This is a genomic window from Thiomonas sp. 13-64-67 (assembly GCF_002282795.1).
Classification (GTDB): Bacteria; Pseudomonadota; Gammaproteobacteria; order Burkholderiales; family Burkholderiaceae_C; genus Thiomonas; species Thiomonas arsenitoxydans.
Genome location: NZ_NCKP01000055.1, coordinates 16,341 through 36,172 on the forward strand (window position 1 = coordinate 16,341; position 19,832 = coordinate 36,172).

Here is a 19,832-nt window from a genome sequence, read left to right on the forward strand (position 1 = left end):
ACTCCTTCGCCGCAAAAAAATTAAGGGGCCTGTTTTTTCCACGGACGGGGACCGCCCATAACGTGCAAGTGCAGGTGAAACACTTCCTGCCCTCCATTCTGGCCGGTGTTGATGACGGTACGAAACCCGTCATCACAACCCTGCTCACGCGCCAGTCGGGGTACAAGCTGCAACATTTTACCGAGTAAAGCCTGATGCTCCGTACCCACATCGAACAAAGACGATAGATGCAGTCGGGGAATGATCAGGAAATGGACGGGCGCCGCCGGGTGAATGTCGTGAAATGCGACCACATCCTCGTCCTGGTACAGCACTTTGGCGGGCAGTTCACCCGCGGCGATTTTGCAGAAAATGCATTGGGAATCAGTCATGGCGCGATGGCAACAGCGTGAAGAGAATCTTGTGTTCAGGGGTTGACCGCGCGCGCGGCGAACTCGACCAGACCCGACCTACCTTCCCGGCGCTCCAGTTCGGCAAGCACTTGCTGCGGCGTGAGGCCATGCTGGGCCAGGGCGATCAGGCTGTGGAACCACAGGTCGGCGGTCTCGTACAGAATTTTCTCCGCCTCGCCATCCTTGGCCGCCATGACGAGTTCGGTGGCTTCTTCGCCGATTTTTTTCAGAATGGCGTCTTCGCCCTTGTGAAACAGCCGCGCCACATAAGACGCGCTTGGGTCGCCCCCTTTGCGGCTGACGATGGTGGCGTAGATGCGCGCGAGCGCCGCGCTGGAATCGGCGGCCCCGGCCGCGTCAACCTGCCCATGCACGGACGCGCCGTCATAGATCTGTGCCGGGTCTTTCAGTACCGGATCAGCCACCTTCCAATGGCCGTGATCTAGGCTGTTGAAAAAACAGGACTCTCGCCCGGTGTGGCAGGCGATGCCGCCCGCCTGCTCCACTTGCAGCAGCACCACGTCGCCGTCGCAATCGAGGCGGATATCGCGCACGGTTTGCACATGGCCGGACTCTTCGCCCTTGTGCCACAGCCGGTGCCGCGAGCGCGACCAATACACCGCTTCGCCGCGTTGGTGCGTCAGTTGCAGGGCCTCACGGTTCATCCAGGCGAACATGAGCACGCGCCCGGTGTGCGCATCTTGCGCGATGGCGGGCACAAGCCCGCGGGCATCCCATTTGACTTGATCGAGCCAGTTCATGGAATGGATTTTAGGCGTTCCACCCCCGCCCTGGCCCAGCAGTTTGCGCACGAAGCTCACAGCGACAAATCGGGCCGCATGGCAATGCCGCGCCCTGCCAGATGTTGCTTGGCCTGTCCCACCGTGTATTCGCCATAGTGGAAGATGCTGGCGGCGAGCACGGCGTCGGCGTGGCCTTCGAGAAACCCCGCGGCCAGATGATCGAGATTGCCCACACCGCCCGAGGCGATGACGGGCACACTCACTGAGTCTGACACGGCGCGGGTGAGCGCCAGATCGAAGCCGATCTTGGTGCCGTCGCGGTCCATGCTGGTGAGCAGAATTTCGCCGGCCCCGGCGCGCACCATGTCCACCGCCCACTGCACGGCGTCGAGCCCGGTCGCCTTGCGACCGCCGTGGGTATAGACCTCCCAGCCCTCGCCGTCGGCGCGGCGCTTGGCGTCGATGGCCACGACGATGCATTGCGCGCCATATTTGGCCGAAGCATCGGCGATGACTTGCGGGTTGGCCACTGCGGCCGAGTTGAAGCTGACCTTGTCGGCTCCGGCATTGAGCAATCGGCGCACGTCGTCCACGGCGCGCACGCCGCCGCCCACGGTGAGCGGAATGAAGACCTGCGACGCGACTGCCTCGATCTGGTGCAGCAGCAGATCGCGGGCGTCGCTAGTGGCGGTGATGTCGAGAAAGGTGAGTTCGTCCGCGCCCTGGGCGTTGTAGCGGGCGGCGATTTCCACCGGATCGCCGGCATCGCGCAGTCCGACGAAATTGACGCCTTTGACCACGCGGCCGCCGTTCACGTCGAGACAGGGGATGATGCGTTTGAACAGCATGATGGGGGCGCCTAGAGTCGCGTCAGGCCGCGTCAGCGGCTGGTGACGTAGCGTTGGGCGGCGGCGAAATCGAGCGTGCCGGTGTAGATGGAGCGGCCGCAGATCACGCCTTCGACGCCGCTGCTTTCCACCGCGCAGAGCTTTTCGATGTCGTCCATGCCTGAGAGGCCGCCGGAGGCGATGACCGGCACGTCGAGCACTTCGGCCAGTCGCACGGTGGCCTCGATATTGATGCCGGTGAGCATGCCGTCGCGGCCGATGTCGGTGTAGATCACGCCTTCGATGCCATAGTCTTGGAACTTGCGTGCCAGATCGGCGACTTCGTGGCCGGTGAGTTTGCTCCAGCCATCGGTGGCGACTTTGCCGTCGCGGGCATCGAGGCCGACGATGATGTGCCCGCCAAAGGCGCTGCAGGCATCACGCAGGAAGCCGGGGCTTTTCACCGCGGCCGTGCCGATGATGACAAAGCTCAGGCCTTGGTCGAGATAGGCCTCGATGGTGTCAAGATCGCGGATGCCGCCGCCGAGCTGCACTGGAATCTCATCGCCCACCTCGTCGAGAATCGCGGCAATGGCCTCGGCATTGCGCGGCTTGCCAGCGAAGGCGCCGTTGAGATCGACCAGATGCAGGCGTTCAGCGCCCTGGTCGATCCAGTGCCGGGCCATGGCGGCAGGATCTTTGGAGAACACCGTGGCGCCTTGCATTTCACCTTGTTCGAGGCGAACGCACTGGCCGTCCTTGAGGTCGATTGCCGGAATGAGCAGCATGATGTCAGGGCAGTGGAAAAGAGTTCAGAGATCAGAACTGGAAGGTCAGAACAGGAAACAAAACAGGAAACTCGGCATCACCGATCGCACTCAGGGCGACCAGTGTAGAAAATTGCGATACAGCATCAGCCCCGCGTCGGCGCTTTTTTCGGGGTGAAACTGGGTGGCGAAAAGATTGTCGCGCGCCACCGCGCTGGCAAACCGCACGCCATACTCGGTTTCGCCCGCACTGTGGCTGCCGTCTTGCGGCGCGGCATAAAAACTGTGCACGAAGTAGAACGCCGCGCCATCAGGCACCTGCGCCCATAGCGGATGCAGCGCCCCACGCGCATCGCGACCCTGCCACACCGCGTTCCAGCCCATATGCGGCACTTTGTAGCGGCTGCCATCGGGCTGCAACTGGCCGTCGAGCTCGAAGCGCTGCACCCGGCCGGGAATCAGGCCGAGACCATCGACATGACCTTCGGTGCTGTGATCGAGCAGCATCTGCATGCCTACGCAGACGCCGAACAGCGGTTTGCTGGCTGCCGCTTGCAACACGGCCTCTTGAAGGCCGGACTCGCGCAGCTCGCGCATACAGTCGGGCATGGCGCCCTGGCCGGGCAGCACTACGCGGTCGGCTGCGCGCACCACGGCGGGGTCGGAGGTCACGACCACGTCAAACTCGGAACCTGCGGCCACATGCGCCACAGCTTGCGACACCGAGCGCAGATTGCCCATGCCATAGTCCACAACGGCAACGCGTTTCATCGATTCAGGGAAGGAGGCGGTTTGACTTCAGCAAAGCAGCGCGAAAGACAGAAAGACAAGAGCGGACCTGTAATGCCAATTTACAGCGAACCTTTGGTCGAGGGAATCACCTCGCCCATGCGAGGATCGCGCTCGGCGGCCGCCCGTAGGGCGCGACCGAAAGCCTTGAACACGGTTTCGCACTGGTGATGGGCGTTGTCGCCGCGCAGATTGTCGACATGCACGGTGATGGCGGCGTGGTTGACCAGCCCCTGAAAAAACTCGTGGGCCAGATCGACGTCGAATTCGCCAATCATCGCACGGGTGAACGGCACATGCCATTCCAGACCGGGGCGGCCTGAAAAATCGATGACCACGCGGCTCAGGGCTTCGTCGAGCGGCACATAGGCATGGCCATAACGGCGGATGCCCTTCTTGTCGCCGATGGCCCGCGCCAGCGCCTGGCCCAGCGTGATGCCCACGTCTTCGACCGTGTGATGCGCGTCGATATGCAAATCGCCCTTGGCCTGGATGTCGAGGTCGATCAGCCCGTGCCGGGCGATCTGGTCGAGCATGTGATCAAAGAAGCCCACACCGGTGGACAGTTTGGAGACGCCGGTGCCGTCGAGGTTGAGGGACACGGTGATTTGCGTCTCGGCGGTGTTGCGGGAAACCTGGGCAGTGCGCATGGGAAAGTGGCGTCAAAAACGGCGGTCAATACGGTAGCCAATACGGCGGTCAATAGGCGCAATCGTAACGTCAGCGCGACGCCGCCGTCTGCTGCGCAACGGCGTCGTAAGCGTTCAGCAAGGCTTCGCACTGCTGCGGGGTGCCGATGGTGATGCGCAGAAAGTCGGCAATGCGCTGCGGGCGGGCGAATTGCCGCACCAGAATGCGCTGCTCGCGCAACTGCGCCGCCAGGCTTGCGCCCTCGTGTGCGGGGTGGCGCGCGAACACGAAATTCGCCTGCGAAGGCAGCACCTCGAACCCACGCGCGCGCAGGCCTTCGCTCAAGGCCTCACGGCTGGCTTGAATGCGCGCGCTGGTCTGCGCCAGCCAGGCGGCATCCGACAGGGCGGCTGTGGCACCGGCGAGCGCGAGACGATCAAGGGGATAGGAATTGAAGCTGTCTTTCACCCGACTGAGTGCTTCGATCAGATCGGGGTGGCCCAGCGCATAGCCCACGCGCAAATCAAGGGTGCAGCGGTCTGCGCGCCGAAATCGACATACGCCTCATCGACCACCACCACGGAATCGGGATTGCCCGCCAGCAGACGTTCCACTTCCGCGAGGGGCAGCGCCATGCCGGTTGGGGCATTGGGATTGGGAAAGATGATGCCGCCATTCGGCCCGGCCTGCAGATAGTCATCGACCGCGATCGAGAAATCGGCGCGCAGCGCGATCTCGCAAGTCTCGATGCCATACAGGCGGGCGTAAACGGGGTAGAAGCTGTAGGAAATGTCGGGGTGCAACAACGGCGCCGGGTGACGCAGCAAGGCCATGAAGGCATGCGCCAGCACTTCGTCCGAGCCGTTGCCGACGAAGACCTGCTCGGCCTTCAGTCCGTGATGGTGTGCAATCGCGGCCTTAAGCCCGGTGGCCTGCGGATCTGGGTACAGACGCAAATCGCCCGTGGTCTGCGCCGCGATAGCCTGCAGCACCTTGTCGCTGGGCGGATAGGGGCATTCGTTGGTGTTGAGTTTGATCAGCCCGTCGATCCGCGGCTGTTCGCCCGGCACATAAGGGGTCAGACCGTGAACGACTTCGCTCCAGAATCGGCTCATGGCAGCTCCGTTTCAGCGCAGCCGCATTTCGGCGGCGCGGGCGTGCGCGGTCAGCCGCTCGCCGTGGGCCAGCACGCTGGCGATACGGCCGAGTTGCTGCGCGCCCTCGGCGCTGACTTCGATGATGCTGGAACGCTTGATGAAGTCGTACACCCCCAGCGGCGAGGAGAACCGGGCCGTACCCGAAGTGGGCAAGACATGGTTGGGCCCGGCGCAGTAGTCGCCGAGCGACTCGGAGGTGTAGGCGCCGAGAAACAGCGCGCCAGCGTGCTTGAGCGCGGGCACATATTGATGCGGGTTCTGCGCGGAAATCTCCAGATGCTCCGGCGCGATGCGGTTGGCCAGCTCACAGGCCTGCGCCATGTCGCGCACGCGGATGAGCGCGCCGCGGCCGTTCAGCGAGGAGGTGATGATGTCTCTGCGCGGCATGTCTGGCAGCAGCCGGTGGATGGCCTCGGCCACGGCGTCGATATAGGCCGAATCGGGACAGAGCAGGATGCTCTGCGCCAGTTCGTCATGCTCGGCCTGGCTGAACAGATCCATCGCCACCCAGTCGGGCGGCGTGCTGCCGTCGGCGAGCACCAGAATCTCGGACGGCCCGGCGATCATGTCGATGCCGCAAACGCCGAACACCCGCCGCTTGGCCGCGGCCACGTAGGCGTTGCCAGGGCCGACGATCTTGTCCACCGCGGGCACGGTGGCCGTGCCGTAAGCCAGAGCGCCCACCGCCTGCGCCCCGCCGATGGCGAAGGCGCGGCTCACGCCGGCCACGGCCGCTGCGGCCAGCACCAGCGGATTGCGCTCGCCGCCCGGCGTGGGCACGACCATGATGATCTCTTGCACACCCGCCACATGCGCCGGAATGGCGTTCATCAGCACCGAAGAGGGATAGGCCGCCTTGCCTCCCGGCACATAGATGCCCACGCGGTCGAGAGGCGTGACCTTCTGGCCTAGCAGAGTGCCGTCTTCGTCGCGGTACTCCCAGCTCTGGCCAACTTGCTGCAACTGGCGCTCGTGGTAGCGGCGCACCCGGATGGCGGCGGCCTCCAGCGCGCTGCGCTGCTCCGCAGTGATGGCGGCAAGCGCGGCCTGTAACTCGGCCTGACTGATTTCGAGCGCGGCCATGTCGGGCGCGTCGAGGCGATCGAACTTGCGGGTGAAATCGAGCACGGCGGCATCGCCGCGCTGTTGCACATCGCGCAGGATGTCGGCCGCGCGGGCATCGATCTCGGCGTTTTCATCGGCCATGCGGGCGAACAGGGCACGGTATTGCGTCTCGAAATCGGGGCCGGTGGCGTCCAGCCGCCGCAGTTGCAAAGCATGGATCGGGGCATTGAGCGGGGCGTTCATGCAGCGGCCTCCTCGGTGGCTTGCGCGGCTTGGCGCAGTTGGTCGATCAGGGGTTTGAGCAAAGCCGTGCGGGTTTTGAGCGCGGCCTGGTTGACGATGAGACGCGCGGAAATGTCCATGATGTGCTCGACCTCGATCAGGCCGTTGGCCTTGAGCGTGCCGCCAGTGGACACCAGATCGACGATGGCATCGGCCAGCCCGGTAAGCGGCGCCAGTTCCATCGAACCGTAGAGCTTGACCAGATCGACGTGCACGCCCTTGGTGGCGAAGTGCTCGCGCGCCATGTGCAGGTATTTGGTGGCCACCCGCAGACGCGCGCCCTGTTTGACCTGGCCTGCGTAGTCGAAATCATGCCGCACCGCCACGCTCAGGCGGCAGCGGGCAATGCCCAGATCGACCGGCAGATACAAGCCGTCCGCCCCGCTCCCGGCGAAGTATTCGCGCAGCACGTCCAGCCCGGCCACACCGATGTCGGCGCCGCCGTAGCGAACATAGGTCGGCACATCGCTGGCCCGCACCAGCACCACGCGCACATCGGGCCGATTGGTCGGCAGGATGAGTTTGCGCGTGGACTCGGGATCGCCAGACACCGTGATGCCCGCCCGCGCCAGCATGGGCAGGGTGTCTTCGAAAATTCGTCCCTTGGACAGTGCGAGGGTCAGCATGTCGGTTCCTTACTTGCCGCTGATGCGGTCGCTGATACGTTCGATCTGCGCGCCCAGGCCGCGCAGCTTGACCTCCATGGCGTCATAGCCGCGGTCGAGGTGATAGATGCGGTCGATCACGGTTTCGCCTTCAGCCGCTAGCGCCGCCACCACCAGGCCGGCCGAGGCGCGAAGGTCGGTCGCCATGACGGTGGCGCCAGAGAGCTGCGGCACGCCATGCACCACGCAGGTGTGACCGTCGATATCGATCTGCGCACCCAGCCGCATGAGCTCCTGCACATGCATGAAGCGATTCTCGAAAATGGTCTCGGTCATGCGCGCGGCGCCTTCTGCCAGGCAGTTGACCGCCATGAACTGCGCCTGCATATCGGTGGCAAAGCCGGGGTATTCGGTCGTGCGCACCGAGACGGCGCGCGGACGACCGCCGGGCAGCGCATCGGCCCGCAGGCGAATCCAGTCGGCGCCGGTGTCGATCTGGGCTCCGGCTTCGCGCAGCTTGTCGAGCAAGGCGTCCTGGTGTGCAGGCTCGGCCCCCTGCACCGTCACATCGCCGCGCGCGGCCAAGGCGGCGCACAGAAAAGTGCCGACTTCGATGCGGTCGGGAATGATGCGGTGCGACGCGCCGTGCAAGGTGTCCACGCCCTGAATGCGAATCTGCGAGGTTCCGTCGCCGCGGATCTGCGCGCCCATGGCACGCAGCAGGTTGGCGAGATCGACGACCTCGGGCTCGCGCGCCGCGTTGTCGATCAGGGTCTCGCCCTCGGCCAGCGTGGCGGCCATCATCAGGTTTTCGGTGCCCGTCACGGTGACCATGTCGGTGGTGATGCGCGCGCCGCGAAACCGGCCCGAAGGCGTCGCCACGCGGGCCACGATATAGCCATGTTCCACCGCGATGTCCGCCCCCAGCGCCTGCAAGCCCTTGATGTGCTGATCAACCGGGCGTGCGCCGATGGCGCAACCTCCGGGCAGGCTCACCCGCGCCTGACCGAATCGCGCCAGCAAGGGGCCGAGCACCAGCACCGAGGCGCGCATGGTCTTGACCAGCTCATACGACGCTTCGTAGTGATTCACCGCTGCGGCACTGAGGCGGATCTGCCCGCCGTCCTGTTCGACCTGAGCGCCCAGGCTGCGCAGCAGCTTGGCCAGGGTGCGCACATCCATGAGCTGCGGCGCGTTGCTCAACTGCACCGTCCCGGCGGTGAGCAACGCGGCGGCGATCAGCGGCAGCGCGGCGTTCTTCGCCCCGCTGGCCTGCACCACGCCTTGCAGCGTGCGCTGCCCGGTGATTCTGAGTTTGTCCATGATGACCTTCAGCTCGGCAGTCTTGCGCTACCCAGCAGCACGCGTCGTCGCGCGCGAAAAAAGACGGGATTTTAGGCGTTCGGCATTGCCGCGAATTCCTGCGGGGTGAGCGTTTTCATGGACAGCGCGTGAATTTCCGCGCGCATGCGCTCGCCGAGTGCGCCGTAGACCAGTTGATGCCGCTGCACCCGGTTGCGCCCCTCGAAAGCCGCGCTGACGATGGTGGCGTAAAAATGCTGGCCGTCGCCTTCGACGTGCAGATGGCTGCATTCCAGCCCCGCAGCGATGTAGCGGTGGAGGTCTTGGGGGGTGGGCAAAGACATGGGGTTCAGTTCCGAAGTTTGGTGCCGCGCATCAGCATAGCCAGGGCGATGCCGCCGCAAAGCAGGTTACCCAGCAGCGCCGCCAGCAGACTGACCCAGGGCGAGACATCGCCCGAGCCGAAAAAACCATAGCGGAAGCCGTCGATCAGATAGAAAAACGGGTTGAGGTGCGAGGCCAGTTTCCAGAAACCCGGCAGGCTGTGAACCGAGTAGAACACGCCCGACAGAAACGTCGCGGGGGTGATGATGAAGTTCTGGAAGGCGGCCATCTGATCGAACTTCTCCGCCCAGATACCGGCAATCAGGCCGAGCGCACCCAGCATGCTCGCCCCCAGAATGGCAAAAATAAGAATCCATAGCGGATACACAAAGGTCAGCGGCACGAACCACATCGTCACCAGCAATACCCCGGCGCCGACCATCAGCCCCCGCAGCACCGAAGCGCCCACGTAGGCCACGAACAGTTCCCAAGGTTTGAGCGGCGACAGCAGCACGAACACCAGATTGCCGGTGATCTTGGACTGGATGAGCGAAGACGAGGTGTTGGCGAACGCGTTCTGCAACACGCTCATCATCATCAGACCGGGGATGAGGAAGGCGGTGTACGGCACATGCCCAAACACCTGCAGGTGCGCCGTGAAGGCGTGGGAGAAAATCAACAGATAGAGCAGCGCCGTGACCACGGGGGCCGCCACAGTCTGGAAGCCCACTTTGATAAAGCGCTGCAGTTCCTTCTGCAGCAGGGTGTACAGCCCGGTCATCGCGCGGCTCCGATCAATTCGAGAAACACGTCTTCGAGGTCGGCGCGGCGCAGCTCCAGTTCATCGATCTCACAGCCCGCCTGGCGCAGCGCGGCAAGCTTGGCCTCCACATCCTGCGCGCCCCGCACGGCTAGCGCCACGCGCCCGCCCTGCTCGGCGCCCAGCCCTTCGGGCAAGCGTCCCTTGAGCAGGCGGAAATACAGCACCGACGAGGCAAACCGCTGCAGCAGCGCCTCGGTGCGATCGAGCGCGACCACCTTGCCGCCCTTGATCACCGCGATGCGTTTGCACAGCGCCTCGGCTTCTTCGAGATAGTGCGTGGTGAGCAGCACGGTATGGCCTTCGGCGTTGAGGCGGGCGATGAACTCCCACAGTGATTGCCTCAGTTCGACATCGACTCCCGCAGTGGGCTCGTCGAGCACGATGACCTGCGGCCGGTGCACCAGCGCCTGCGCCACCATCACCCGGCGTTTCATGCCGCCGGACAAAGCCCTCATGTTCTTGTCGGCCTGCGCGGTGAGCCCGAGGTTGTGCAGCAATTCGTCGATCCACGGATCGTTCTGCCTGAAGCCGAAATAGCCCGATTGAATGCGCAGCACCTGGCGCACGCTGAAAAACGGATCGAACACCAGTTCCTGCGGCACGACGCCCAGCAGACGGCGGGCCGCAGCGGCGTCGCGTTGCACATCAAAGCCAGCCACTCGCACATGACCCGAAGTCGGGCGCGTGAGGCCGGCCAGCATGCTGATAAGCGTGGTCTTGCCCGCGCCGTTGGGGCCGAGCAGACCGAAGAACTCGCCGTCGGCGATGTCGAGCGCGACGCCATCGACGGCCAGGTTCTGGCCGTACTGCTTGACGACGCGATCAAAAGAAACAGCAGGAAGATTTGAGGACATGGACGATGAACAGCGCCCGCGCAGACCGGGCGCGACGCGCCGCTCCGCACGGGCGAGAAAAATCAGGGATGCTCGACTGCCGGGCCGAACAGAAACTCAAGCCCGTAAGCCTGCGCCAGATCACGTAGTCGGGCAGGAATGGCCTTTAACTCTAGGGCTTGCTGAGGGGCGACACGGCGCAATTCGAGCAAGAGGGCGAGCGCGGCGGAATCGAAGGTGTGCAAGGCGCCCGCATCGACCACCCAAGGCGTTGACTGCGCACCCGAAGCCCCACCGAAGGCCGCCAGCGCTTGGCGCCGCACGGCCGAGGCGGTATCGAGGGTCAGGTCGGCGGGCAGAGCGTAAACCGGCATGGTGCAATCCAGATCAGCCCTTGGCCTGGGCGAGGTTCTGGTTTTTTTCCTTCAGCGTGGCGATCAGGCCATCGATGCCTTTTTGCCCGATCTCCTGGGCGAACACGCTGCGGTAGTTGTCGACCAGCCAGATACCCATGACGTTGACATCGGTGATCTTCCAGCCAGCCGGGGTGTTCTCCAGGCGGTAGTCGAGTTGCAGCGGTTCGCCGTTGTTGATCACGCGGGTACGCACCGTCACATCCTGCGCATTCGCGGGTTCACGGTAAGGCAGCAGCTTGACCTTCTGATCCTTGATCTGCTTGACGGCGCCGGCGTAGGTATAGACCAGCAGTTGTTTGAACTGCTGCTCCAGCGCGGTGCGCTGTGCCGGAGTGGCTTCGCGCCAGTAGCGCCCCACAGCGCTCTGGGTGATTTTCTGGAAGTCCACATTGGGCAGGATTTTCTGCTCCACGAACTGCATGACCACCTCGGGATTGCCCGAGCGTAGTTTTGGATCCTGCTGCACATCGCGAATGATCTCGTTTGACATGGTCTCGATCAGTTGCGGCGGCGAGAGTGTGTCTGCGGCCTGAGCGAGCACCGGAACCCCGGCCAGCATCACCGCGGAGGACAGAGATAAAGCCATGAAGTGGCGTCGAAGCATGGGAGGTTCTCCAGTTCTTGTGTTGTGTCGATTAACGCGCGGCCGCCCCTGAGGATGACAGCGGCAGTCGGTTCAGTGCGAGGGGGCGTCTGGCTTGGCACCCGAGTTCGCCGCACTGGCCGCGGCAGTTGGCGTCGGGGAGGCAAAACTCATCAGGCCCCCGTTCGCGTCGTCGTAGCTGTACTTGGCCAGCGGATTGGGCTCGCCCAGATCGATGATGGGCCGGTCGCGCACCTCTTCAACCTGGGATTTGCGGCGCTGTTCGTAGGCGCTGCGTGTAAAGACGTAGGGATCGAGCGCAATCTGGTCGAACAGATTGGAGGCGCTCAGCAGATTGGCGCGGGTATTCACCAGATTGAGCGCCAGTGCGCCATAGCTGGCGCTGGGCGGGCTGATCTGCGCCGTTGGGCCATAAGCGAGAAACACCCCGGTGCCAGCGGCGTCGCGCACCGTGCTCGGTCCGTAGAACGGCAGCACCACATACGGCCCGGAACCCACGCCCCAGCGCGCCAGCGTGAGCCCGAAATCGTTGGGGTGTTTGTAAATGCCCATCTCGGTAGCGATGTCGAGGGTGCCAAACAGACCGAAGACGGTATTGACCCCGACACGCATGAAGGTACTCAGGCCATCGTGCACATTGCCCTGCAGAAAGTCATTGGTCATCGACCACACATCGCCAAAATTGCCGAAGAAATTGGTCACACCGTGGCGAATCGGCGTGGGCGTGACGGCTTTATAGCCGGTGGCAACTGGCTTGAGCACGGCCTTGTCGACCTTGTCATTGATGGTGAACATCGCCCGGTTGTAAGGCTCTAGCGGGTCTTGCGGGTTGTGCGTGGCACAGCCGCCCAGGGCAGCCAGCGCCAGCAGCGGAATGAATCGCGCCATCGGTTTCATTTGCCGTCTCCCGCCCCGCTCGAAGCGGCTTTGTTGTAGAGGAATTGACCGATCAGATTTTCGAGCACCACGGCCGACTGGGTATTGCGAATCACTGAGCCGTTGGCCAGATTCTTTTCACTGCCGCCGGGGCTGAAATCAATGTATTGGTCGCCCAGCAAACCGGCCGTCAGAATCTTGGCCGAGGTATCCACCGGGAATTTGAAACGCTGATCGATGGCCATGTGCACATCGGCCTGGAAGGTCTGATTGTCAAACGTGATGGTCGTCACCCGCCCCACGACCACGCCCGCGCTCTTCACCGGCGCGTCTGCCTTGAGGCCGCCGATATTGTCAAACCGGGCCGTCACCGTATAGGTCGGCCCCCAGTTGATCTGCAGCAGATTGCCCGCCTTGAGCGCCAGAAACAGCAAGGCGGCAGCTCCCAGCACAACGAGTATGCCCACCCACAGATCGATTTTTCGTTGATTCATTTGCGACAACTCCAGGGCCTCATGCCCTCAGGTGCTGAACATCATGGCGGTCAGCACAAAGTCCAGTGCCAGTACCGCCAGCGAAGCAATGACCACGGTGCGCGTGGTGGCCCGCGACACGCCCTCGGGCGTCGGCTGACTGCGCCAGCCTTGCAACAGTGCGACGAAGGTGACGGCCAGGCCGAACACCACGCTTTTGATCACCCCATTACCCACATCCTTGAACACATCGACGCCACTTTGCATCTGCGACCAGAACTGCCCGGCATCGACGCCGATCATCACCACGCCAACCACATAGCCGCCCATGATGCCCACCGCGCTGAACACAGCCGCCAGCAGGGGCATGACAATCACACCGGCCCAGAACCGCGGAGCAAGCACGCGCACCACCGGATCGACGGCCATCATCTCCATCGCCGCAATCTGCTCGCCGGCCTTCATCAGACCGATTTCGGCAGTCAGCGAGGTGCCCGCGCGACCGGCGAACAGCAAGGCCGTGACGACGGGCCCGAGCTCGCGCACCAGCGACAGCGCCACCAGCACCCCCAGCGCGCTCGACGAACCGTAACGCGACAAGGTGTAGTAACCCTGCAGCCCGAGCACGAAGCCGACGAACAGACCCGACACCGCAATGATGACCAGCGACAGATTGCCGAGAAAATACATCTGCTGAATCAGCAGGCTGGGACGCATGAACACCCGGCCGACCAGCAAAATCAGCCGCGCGAACAACCGCGCCGCATAACCCAGGCTGGACAGCAGTTGCCGTGTGCCGGCGCCGATGGAAACCAGTCTGTCGGCCAGCGTCATGCCCGCTCCTTGCGCACGCTGTCAGGCCGCAAAAAATCATCGCCAATCGCCGCAGCCGGGTAATGAAAATGCACCGGGCCGTCGGGCTCGCCGCGCACGAACTGATGCACCAGGGGATCGGTGCTCTCGCGCATCTGCTGCGGCGTGCCGTGCATGCTGCTCAGGCCCAGCGCGTCGTTGAGGCTGCGGATCAACCGCGCCGAAATCCCCAGCGAAATGGGGTCGAGCCCGGCAAACGGCTCGTCATACATCACCAGCGCCGGATCGAGCGCAATGGCCCGCGCCATCGCCACCCGTCGCGCCATCCCGCCCGAAAGCTCTGCGGGATAAAGATCGCGCGCTCCACGCAGCCCGACGGCGTTGAGCTTCATCAGCACCAGATCGCGAATCATCGAATCCGGCAAATCCGTGTGCTCGCGCAAGGGAAACGCCACGTTGTCGAACACGCTCATATCGGTAAACAGGGCGCCGAACTGAAACAACATGCCCATGCGCCGCCGCATGGCGAAAATCTGATCCTGCGACGCACCGGCCAGGTCTTGTCCCTCGAACCGCACCGAACCCCGCTGGGGCCTGACCTGCCCGCCGATCAGCCGCAGCAGCGTGGTCTTCCCCCCGCCCGATGCGCCCATCACCGCGACCACCTGACCCCGCTGAATGGTCATGTCGATGTGACGCAGAATCGGCCGCTCGCCATACCCAAAATCGAGCGCGTCGATCTGGACAATGGGCCGAGCAAAAGTGTCTTGCATGTTTGGAGGGAGGTTGGGCAGGAAAGACGTGCGAGACAATTCAGTCTCTCTTCGGAAAATGCCCCGCACCGCAGGGCAACTGGCGCATTCTAAGGACTTACCCTAGACCTCGCAGAACCGATGCTTCGCCCTCGGCCCCGTCGGATTCGTATGCCCGCAGCGCATTGAGATCGGGCACTTCAATTCCGCCATAGCGTAGCTGCAGTAATCCCAGACTGCAGAGATGACTCAACGCCTTGTTCACCCGTTGACGCGATAGACCGCAGAGATATCCAAGCTCTTCCTGAGAGATACGCAGCCACCTATCCACGCCGGGATAAAGGATGGGATGAAACATAGCGGCAACCGTACGGGCAACCCGTTCATCTGCGCCTGAAAGTCGGTCAATTTGGAGTTGGCCTATGAACTGCCCGAGCCGCTCGTTGAGTTGGTTGACGATGACCCGATTGAACTCGAGACTACGGTCCAACAGCCAGAAAAAGCACTCGGCCGGCAACAGGCCTATATGGCTATTGCGCAACGCAATGACGTCATAGCGCCAATGCTCGCCTTTTAGCAGAGTGCCCTCACCAAACCATCCGCCCGGCGCCACGCCCGTGTAAGTCAGAGATTTCCCGCTGACCGAGACCGAGGAAATCTTGACCAGCCCGTCCAGCACACCTACCCAGTACCGCGCTTCATCGCCACGGTGACAAATCATCGCACCCGCATCAACATTTTGCCGATGCAAGGAGCCACGCACCCGCTCTCGCTCGTGCTCGGTCAGGACATGCATCCATGCGCACGACCTTTCACTCTCCGTGTAATCCCTAGTCATTTTCTGGATGAATTGTCAGCTGGAAGACAAATGTGCACCAAACAACTGCATACACTCCGTTTCAAAATGTAATTTCACCTGGGTTTTTGTCATTCGGTTGTAACCGTCTACCCGGTAGCCAAAGGAGGAGACATGGAGTATACGCATTCCACTGGAAGGACATTCCCCCAGCTTCTTTGCGAGCAGGCCAGAATCCGTCCCAAGGGAATCGCGTGGCGCGAAAAGGAGTTGGGCATCTGGCAGGAAACCACCTGGGATCGGGCACTCGACTGGGTACAGCAGCTTGCAGGTGGTCTTGCCAAATTGGGGGTCAGCCGAGGCGACCATATTGCAATCATCGGCGAGAACCGGCCGCGCCTTTATGCCACCATGCTGGCCGCTCAATGTTTGGGCGCAATCCCCTCACCGCTTTACCAAGACGCCGTCGCAGCCGAGTTGGTCTACCCACTGCAAATCGCCGAGGTGAAACTCGCGGTGGCGGAGAACGAGGAGCAGGTCGACAAGCTGCTGGACATCCGCGATCAGCTTCCATTTCTGCAGCACATTCTTTATCACGATCCGCGCGGGCTCAGAAAGGCCGAGGCGGCCTGTCTCCTCAGTCTTGATCAGATTGAAACCGAGGGCGCTGACTGGTGGACCCACCATTCTGGCGGCTTCGATGCCGTCGTGCAGTCCATCGAGACAGACGACGTGGCTGCACTCTTCTTCACTTCTGGCACCACCGGCAAACCCAAAGGGGTTGTGCACACGCACGGTAGTTTGATCGACCGCGCTCGTGCCGGTGCTGCCTTTGACCGACTTGGGCCACAGGAAGAGGTACTCGCCTACCTGCCACCGGCTTGGATCGGACAGAACATCTTTTCCTACGCCCAGCATCTGGTCTGCGGATACACGGTGAACTGCCCGGAATCGCCTTCGACCGTGGCGATCGACCTGCACGAAATCGGCCCGACTTATTACTTCGCCCCGCCCCGGGTATTCGAAGCGCTGCTCACCGACGTGCGCGTGCGCATGGACGATGCCGCAACCCCCAAGCGCCGCTTGTTCGACGCCAGTCTGGCCATCGCCCAAAGGGTGCACGCGGCGAAAGACAATGGCAAGCCGCCCCGCAAGCTTGATCTCTTGTTGTTGCCCATAGCCGACCTATTGATACTGGCGCCGCTGCGCAACGTGCTGGGAATGAGCCGAATCCGCGTGGCCTATACCGCGGGAGAGGCAATCGGGCCGGAACTATTCCGTTTCTATCGGTCTATTGGCATCAACCTCAAACAGCTCTATGGCTCCACTGAAACCGCCGTCTTCGTCTGCATGCAACCCGATAACGGCGTGCGCAGCGACAGCGTCGGTCTTCCAGCGCCGGGCGTGGAACTGCGGGTCGCTGAGCACGGAGAAATTCTGCTTCGCAGCGCTGGTCTGCTGCGCGAGTACTACAAGAACCCGGAGGCCACTTCCGAAGTGCTTGATGCCGACGGTTGGTACCACACCGGAGACGCCGGTTGGCTGGAACCGGATGGTCAGCTGCGCATTATCGATCGCGCCAAGGATGTGTCGGCACTCTCGGGCGGAGCGTTGTTTGCCCCCAAACTGATTGAAAACAGGCTGAAGTTTTTCCCGGCAATCAAAGAGGCGGTGGCCTTTGGGGCAGGACGCGACCATGTGGTCGCAATGATCAATATCGACTTTCCAGCGGTAGGGAGTTGGGCCGAAAAGTTCGGTCTGCCGTACACCGGTTACGCCGATCTTTCAGGCAAGTCAGAAGTCGCCGATCTCGTGGCTGAGTGCGTAGCCAAGGTCAACGCCGATCTTGCCGCAGACCCACACACGGCCGCCTTGCAGATCCACCGCTTTGCCGTACTCCACAAGGAGCTCGATCCGGACGACGACGAACTCACACGGACTCGAAAGGTACGCCGCCGTTTCGTGGCAGAAAAATACGGCAGTCTTGTCGCTGCGTTGTATGACCCCGCTCAGACTCATCACCATCTGAGCGTGCAGGTGCGCTTTGACGATGGCCGCACGGGCACCGTTCAGTCTGACTTGAGACTGCGCAATGCCCAGGTTTACCCGGCACTGCGCTCGGCTGCCTGATCTCGTGAGACCCACCATGGCCGCCCTGTTCGACACCGCATCAGCCTTCACACAACCTTCGTCGGCGCAAGCGCTCGCCGCACCCCAAATGCCGGTGTTGCGGCTGGAAGATATCCACCTGCAATTCGGTGGCATCAAGGCGCTGCAGAGTATCGGCTTCGATGTTCAGCCAGGCGAAATCCGGGCGATCATCGGACCCAACGGCGCCGGAAAGAGTTCACTGCTCAATGTGATCAATGGCGTCTATCAGCCCCAGCAGGGACGCTTGACTTTTGCCGGCCAAACGCTGGGTTTGATGCGCCCCGTTCTCGCGGCAAAATTGGGCATTGCACGTACCTTCCAAAATCTGGCGCTGTTCTCGGGCATGAGCGTGCTCGACAACATCATGGCGGGCCGCAATCTGCACATGCGCTGCGGCCTGCTCTCTCAGGCCTTGCGGCTCAGACCAGCCGTGCGCGAGGAGGTCACGCACCGCTTGGTGGCCGAACGCATCATCGATTTCCTCGAAATCCAGGCTTGGCGCAAAGTGCCTGTGGGACGTCTGCCTTACGGTCTGCAGAAACGGGTAGACCTGGGCCGCGCCTTGGCGATGGAGCCCAAGCTACTACTGCTCGATGAGCCTATGGCCGGCATGAATCTGGAAGAAAAGGAAGACATGAGCCGCTTCATCCTCGAAGCGCGCGAGGAGTTCGGCACAACGATCGTATTGATCGAACACGACATGGGGGTGGTGATGGATCTGTCAGACCGAGTCGTTGTGCTGGACTATGGCCGCCAGATTGCCGATGACACCCCTGATGCGGTACGCGCGAACCCGGAGGTGATCCGCGCCTACCTCGGATCGGCCACACAGGAAGGGTGAGAAACCATGGGATTTTTCATCGAAACCATCATCGCCGGCCTCATGTCCGGCGTGCTCTACGCCCTGATCGCGCTGGGCTTCGTGTTGATCTACAAAGCCTCCGGGGTGTTCAACTTTGCCCAGGGTGCAATGGTGCTATTCGCCGCGCTGGCCATGGCGCGACTCCAGGAACACATGCCCTGGCCGCTGGCCTTTCTGCTGGCTTTCGCCATCATGGTGGTGCTTGCCTGGTTGATTGAAAGGCTGGTGCTACGCCATTTGATCAATCAGGAAGGCGTCACCTTGTTGATGGCGACCCTTGGCGTGGCTTACTTCCTCGAAGGGTTGGGACAAATGGTCTGGGGTGACGACATTTACCCCATTGATCTCGGCATGCCCAAGCAGCCCACCATCATGTTGGAGTCATTGATACCGGGCGGCATCCTGGTGAGCAACGAAGACCTCATCGCCGCAGGTTCGGCAGCGGCCCTAGTTGCTCTGCTCACCCTATTCTTCCAGAAATCGGGCGTTGGTCGGGCATTGCGTGCCGTCGCCGACGACCACCAAGCAGCGCAGTCCATCGGCATCCCGCTGTCACGCATGTGGGTGATTGTGTGGTCCATCGCCGGCTTGGTCGCTTTGGTGACCGGAATGATCTGGGGCTCCAAGCTGGGGGTGCAATTTTCGCTATCGCTTATTGCGCTCAAGGGTCTGCCGGTGGTCATTCTTGGCGGGCTCACCTCGGTGCCGGGAGCTATCGTCGGTGGCCTCATCGTCGGCCTCGGCGAGAAGCTTGCCGAGGTCTACCTCGGCCCATTGCTCGGTGGCGGAATTGAAAGCTGGTTTGCCTACCTGCTAGCCCTACTGGTACTTCTCGCGCGGCCGCAAGGGCTTTTTGGCGAACGCATCATCGACCGCGTTTGATAGGAGGCAACTCGATGCTCTATCGTGAAAATGGCCAGTTCAAGACCCGCTACGTCGATGACGCCCAGATCTTCCCGATCCGTCAGGATCGCTTGTTCATCGGCGCCGTGTTGTTGATCGCCTTTGTCGCCGTGCCCTTGCTGGGCTCGGATTACCTGCTTCGCGCTTTATTGGTGCCGTTTCTCATACTGGCGCTGGCCGCAATTGGTCTCAATGTATTGGTCGGCTACTGTGGCCAGATTTCGCTTGGCACGGGCGCTTTTATGGCAGTAGGCGCCTACGCGGCCTTCAACTTGATGGTACGTCTGCCCGGCATGCCGCTACTGATCGCGCTGGTACTGGGCGGACTGATTGCTGCCCTGGCTGGCATGGTGTTCGGTCTACCGAGTTTGCGCATCCGCGGGCTATATCTGGCCGTAGCCACACTGGCCGCGCAGTTCTTTTCCGACTGGGTATTCGCTCATGTGCCGTGGTTGACCAATGGGTCATCGTCTGGGTCTGTTACTGCCCCTCAGTTGCAGGTCTTTGGCTTCGTGATTGACAGCCCCATCCGCAAATATCTGTTCTGCCTAGTGTCCTGTCCCGTTATTAAATGGCATTAGTCTTGCATGCCAGTGCGGTATCTTGGAACTGGAGAGACCGCGATGAGAACAGGCAGACCGAAGGTT

22 protein-coding genes and 2 pseudogenes are annotated in these 19,832 nt (G+C 62.3%); 4 read left to right on the forward strand and 20 right to left on the reverse strand.

All coding sequences use genetic code 11. The features are described from left to right. Nucleotides 1-20: 20 nt before the first annotated feature. From B7X30_RS12305 to B7X30_RS12400, 20 genes and pseudogenes are all read right to left on the reverse strand, one after another. Nucleotides 21-371: a histidine triad nucleotide-binding protein gene (locus B7X30_RS12305; protein WP_013105161.1), complete on the reverse strand. Its 351-nt coding sequence runs from the start codon at nucleotides 369-371 to the stop codon at nucleotides 21-23. A gap of 35 nt (nucleotides 372-406) precedes the next feature. Next, nucleotides 407-1,153: a bifunctional phosphoribosyl-AMP cyclohydrolase/phosphoribosyl-ATP diphosphatase HisIE gene (gene hisIE / locus B7X30_RS12310; RefSeq protein WP_286730911.1), complete on the reverse strand. Its 747-nt coding sequence runs from the start codon at nucleotides 1,151-1,153 to the stop codon at nucleotides 407-409. A 56-nt stretch (nucleotides 1,154-1,209) separates the two neighbouring features. Next, complete coding sequence (gene hisF, locus B7X30_RS12315; protein ID WP_286730913.1) at nucleotides 1,210-1,983, reverse strand: imidazole glycerol phosphate synthase subunit HisF; 774 nt, start codon at nucleotides 1,981-1,983, stop codon at nucleotides 1,210-1,212. Nucleotides 1,984-2,015: 32 nt separating this feature from the next. After that, nucleotides 2,016-2,750, reverse strand: a complete 735-nt coding sequence (gene hisA / locus B7X30_RS12320) for a 1-(5-phosphoribosyl)-5-[(5-phosphoribosylamino)methylideneamino]imidazole-4-carboxamide isomerase (protein WP_013105158.1) — start codon at nucleotides 2,748-2,750, stop codon at nucleotides 2,016-2,018. A gap of 90 nt (nucleotides 2,751-2,840) precedes the next feature. Then, nucleotides 2,841-3,500: an imidazole glycerol phosphate synthase subunit HisH gene (gene hisH, locus B7X30_RS12325; RefSeq protein WP_286730915.1), complete on the reverse strand. Its 660-nt coding sequence runs from the start codon at nucleotides 3,498-3,500 to the stop codon at nucleotides 2,841-2,843. An 80-nt stretch (nucleotides 3,501-3,580) separates the two neighbouring features. After that, entirely contained in the window at nucleotides 3,581-4,168 is a 588-nt protein-coding gene (hisB, locus tag B7X30_RS12330) for an imidazoleglycerol-phosphate dehydratase HisB (RefSeq protein ID WP_013105156.1), read from the reverse strand. Nucleotides 4,169-4,238: 70 nt separating this feature from the next. After that, nucleotides 4,239-5,263, reverse strand: a pseudogene (locus B7X30_RS12335) (pyridoxal phosphate-dependent aminotransferase). 12 nt (nucleotides 5,264-5,275) lie between these two features. Further along, nucleotides 5,276-6,613: a histidinol dehydrogenase gene (gene hisD / locus B7X30_RS12340; RefSeq protein ID WP_286730916.1), complete on the reverse strand. Its 1,338-nt coding sequence runs from the start codon at nucleotides 6,611-6,613 to the stop codon at nucleotides 5,276-5,278. Further along, nucleotides 6,610-7,278, reverse strand: coding sequence for an ATP phosphoribosyltransferase (hisG, locus tag B7X30_RS12345; RefSeq protein ID WP_013105153.1), 669 nt, complete (start codon nucleotides 7,276-7,278; stop codon nucleotides 6,610-6,612). Before hisG ends, hisD begins: the two co-directional genes overlap by 4 nt. A gap of 9 nt (nucleotides 7,279-7,287) precedes the next feature. Next, the gene (gene murA, locus B7X30_RS12350; RefSeq protein WP_286730918.1) at nucleotides 7,288-8,580 is read right to left on the reverse strand and encodes a UDP-N-acetylglucosamine 1-carboxyvinyltransferase; all 1,293 of its coding nucleotides are present in this window, start codon (nucleotides 8,578-8,580) and stop codon (nucleotides 7,288-7,290) included. Nucleotides 8,581-8,651: 71 nt separating this feature from the next. Beyond that, nucleotides 8,652-8,903 (reverse strand): BolA family protein, encoded by a 252-nt coding sequence (locus B7X30_RS12355; protein ID WP_013105151.1) that lies wholly within the window; start codon nucleotides 8,901-8,903, stop codon nucleotides 8,652-8,654. A 5-nt stretch (nucleotides 8,904-8,908) separates the two neighbouring features. Then, nucleotides 8,909-9,664: an ABC transporter permease gene (locus B7X30_RS12360; protein WP_286730919.1), complete on the reverse strand. Its 756-nt coding sequence runs from the start codon at nucleotides 9,662-9,664 to the stop codon at nucleotides 8,909-8,911. After that, on the reverse strand, nucleotides 9,661-10,560 hold the full coding sequence (locus B7X30_RS12365) for an ABC transporter ATP-binding protein (protein WP_286730920.1): 900 nt from the start codon (nucleotides 10,558-10,560) through the stop codon (nucleotides 9,661-9,663). Before B7X30_RS12365 ends, B7X30_RS12360 begins: the two co-directional genes overlap by 4 nt. A gap of 62 nt (nucleotides 10,561-10,622) precedes the next feature. Continuing rightward, on the reverse strand, nucleotides 10,623-10,913 hold the full coding sequence (locus B7X30_RS12370) for an STAS domain-containing protein (protein WP_286730921.1): 291 nt from the start codon (nucleotides 10,911-10,913) through the stop codon (nucleotides 10,623-10,625). Between the two features lie 13 nt (nucleotides 10,914-10,926). Then, the gene (locus B7X30_RS12375) at nucleotides 10,927-11,559 is read right to left on the reverse strand and encodes an MlaC/ttg2D family ABC transporter substrate-binding protein (RefSeq protein WP_013105147.1); all 633 of its coding nucleotides are present in this window, start codon (nucleotides 11,557-11,559) and stop codon (nucleotides 10,927-10,929) included. Nucleotides 11,560-11,631: 72 nt separating this feature from the next. After that, nucleotides 11,632-12,456 carry an MlaA family lipoprotein gene (locus B7X30_RS12380; RefSeq protein WP_286730922.1) on the reverse strand — a complete coding sequence of 275 codons (825 nt, stop codon included), beginning with the start codon at nucleotides 12,454-12,456 and terminating at the stop codon, nucleotides 11,632-11,634. After that, the gene (gene mlaD, locus B7X30_RS12385) at nucleotides 12,453-12,929 is read right to left on the reverse strand and encodes an outer membrane lipid asymmetry maintenance protein MlaD (protein ID WP_286730923.1); all 477 of its coding nucleotides are present in this window, start codon (nucleotides 12,927-12,929) and stop codon (nucleotides 12,453-12,455) included. The genes B7X30_RS12380 and mlaD overlap by 4 nt, the downstream gene beginning before the upstream one ends. A 27-nt stretch (nucleotides 12,930-12,956) precedes the next feature. Then, a complete protein-coding gene (gene mlaE / locus B7X30_RS12390) occupies nucleotides 12,957-13,742 on the reverse strand; it encodes a lipid asymmetry maintenance ABC transporter permease subunit MlaE (RefSeq protein WP_286730924.1) in 786 nt (261 codons plus the stop codon). Further along, complete coding sequence (locus tag B7X30_RS12395) at nucleotides 13,739-14,494, reverse strand: ABC transporter ATP-binding protein (RefSeq protein ID WP_286730928.1); 756 nt, start codon at nucleotides 14,492-14,494, stop codon at nucleotides 13,739-13,741. The genes mlaE and B7X30_RS12395 overlap by 4 nt, the downstream gene beginning before the upstream one ends. 97 nt (nucleotides 14,495-14,591) lie before the next feature. Next, a complete protein-coding gene (locus B7X30_RS12400; RefSeq protein WP_286730925.1) occupies nucleotides 14,592-15,269 on the reverse strand; it encodes a Crp/Fnr family transcriptional regulator in 678 nt (225 codons plus the stop codon). Nucleotides 15,270-15,443: 174 nt separating this feature from the next. Between B7X30_RS12400 and B7X30_RS12405 the strand changes: the two genes are divergently transcribed. The 4 genes and pseudogenes from B7X30_RS12405 to B7X30_RS12420 all read left to right on the forward strand — a co-directional run. After that, a complete protein-coding gene (locus tag B7X30_RS12405) occupies nucleotides 15,444-17,399 on the forward strand; it encodes an AMP-dependent synthetase/ligase (RefSeq protein ID WP_286730926.1) in 1,956 nt (651 codons plus the stop codon). Between the two features lie 88 nt (nucleotides 17,400-17,487). Continuing rightward, entirely contained in the window at nucleotides 17,488-18,261 is a 774-nt protein-coding gene (locus B7X30_RS12410) for an ABC transporter ATP-binding protein (RefSeq protein ID WP_286730929.1), read from the forward strand. 6 nt (nucleotides 18,262-18,267) lie between these two features. Continuing rightward, entirely contained in the window at nucleotides 18,268-19,164 is an 897-nt protein-coding gene (locus B7X30_RS12415) for a branched-chain amino acid ABC transporter permease (protein ID WP_013105139.1), read from the forward strand. A 14-nt stretch (nucleotides 19,165-19,178) separates the two neighbouring features. Continuing rightward, nucleotides 19,179-19,754, forward strand: a pseudogene (locus B7X30_RS12420) (branched-chain amino acid ABC transporter permease); the annotation flags it as partial. Nucleotides 19,755-19,832 lie beyond the last annotated feature (78 nt).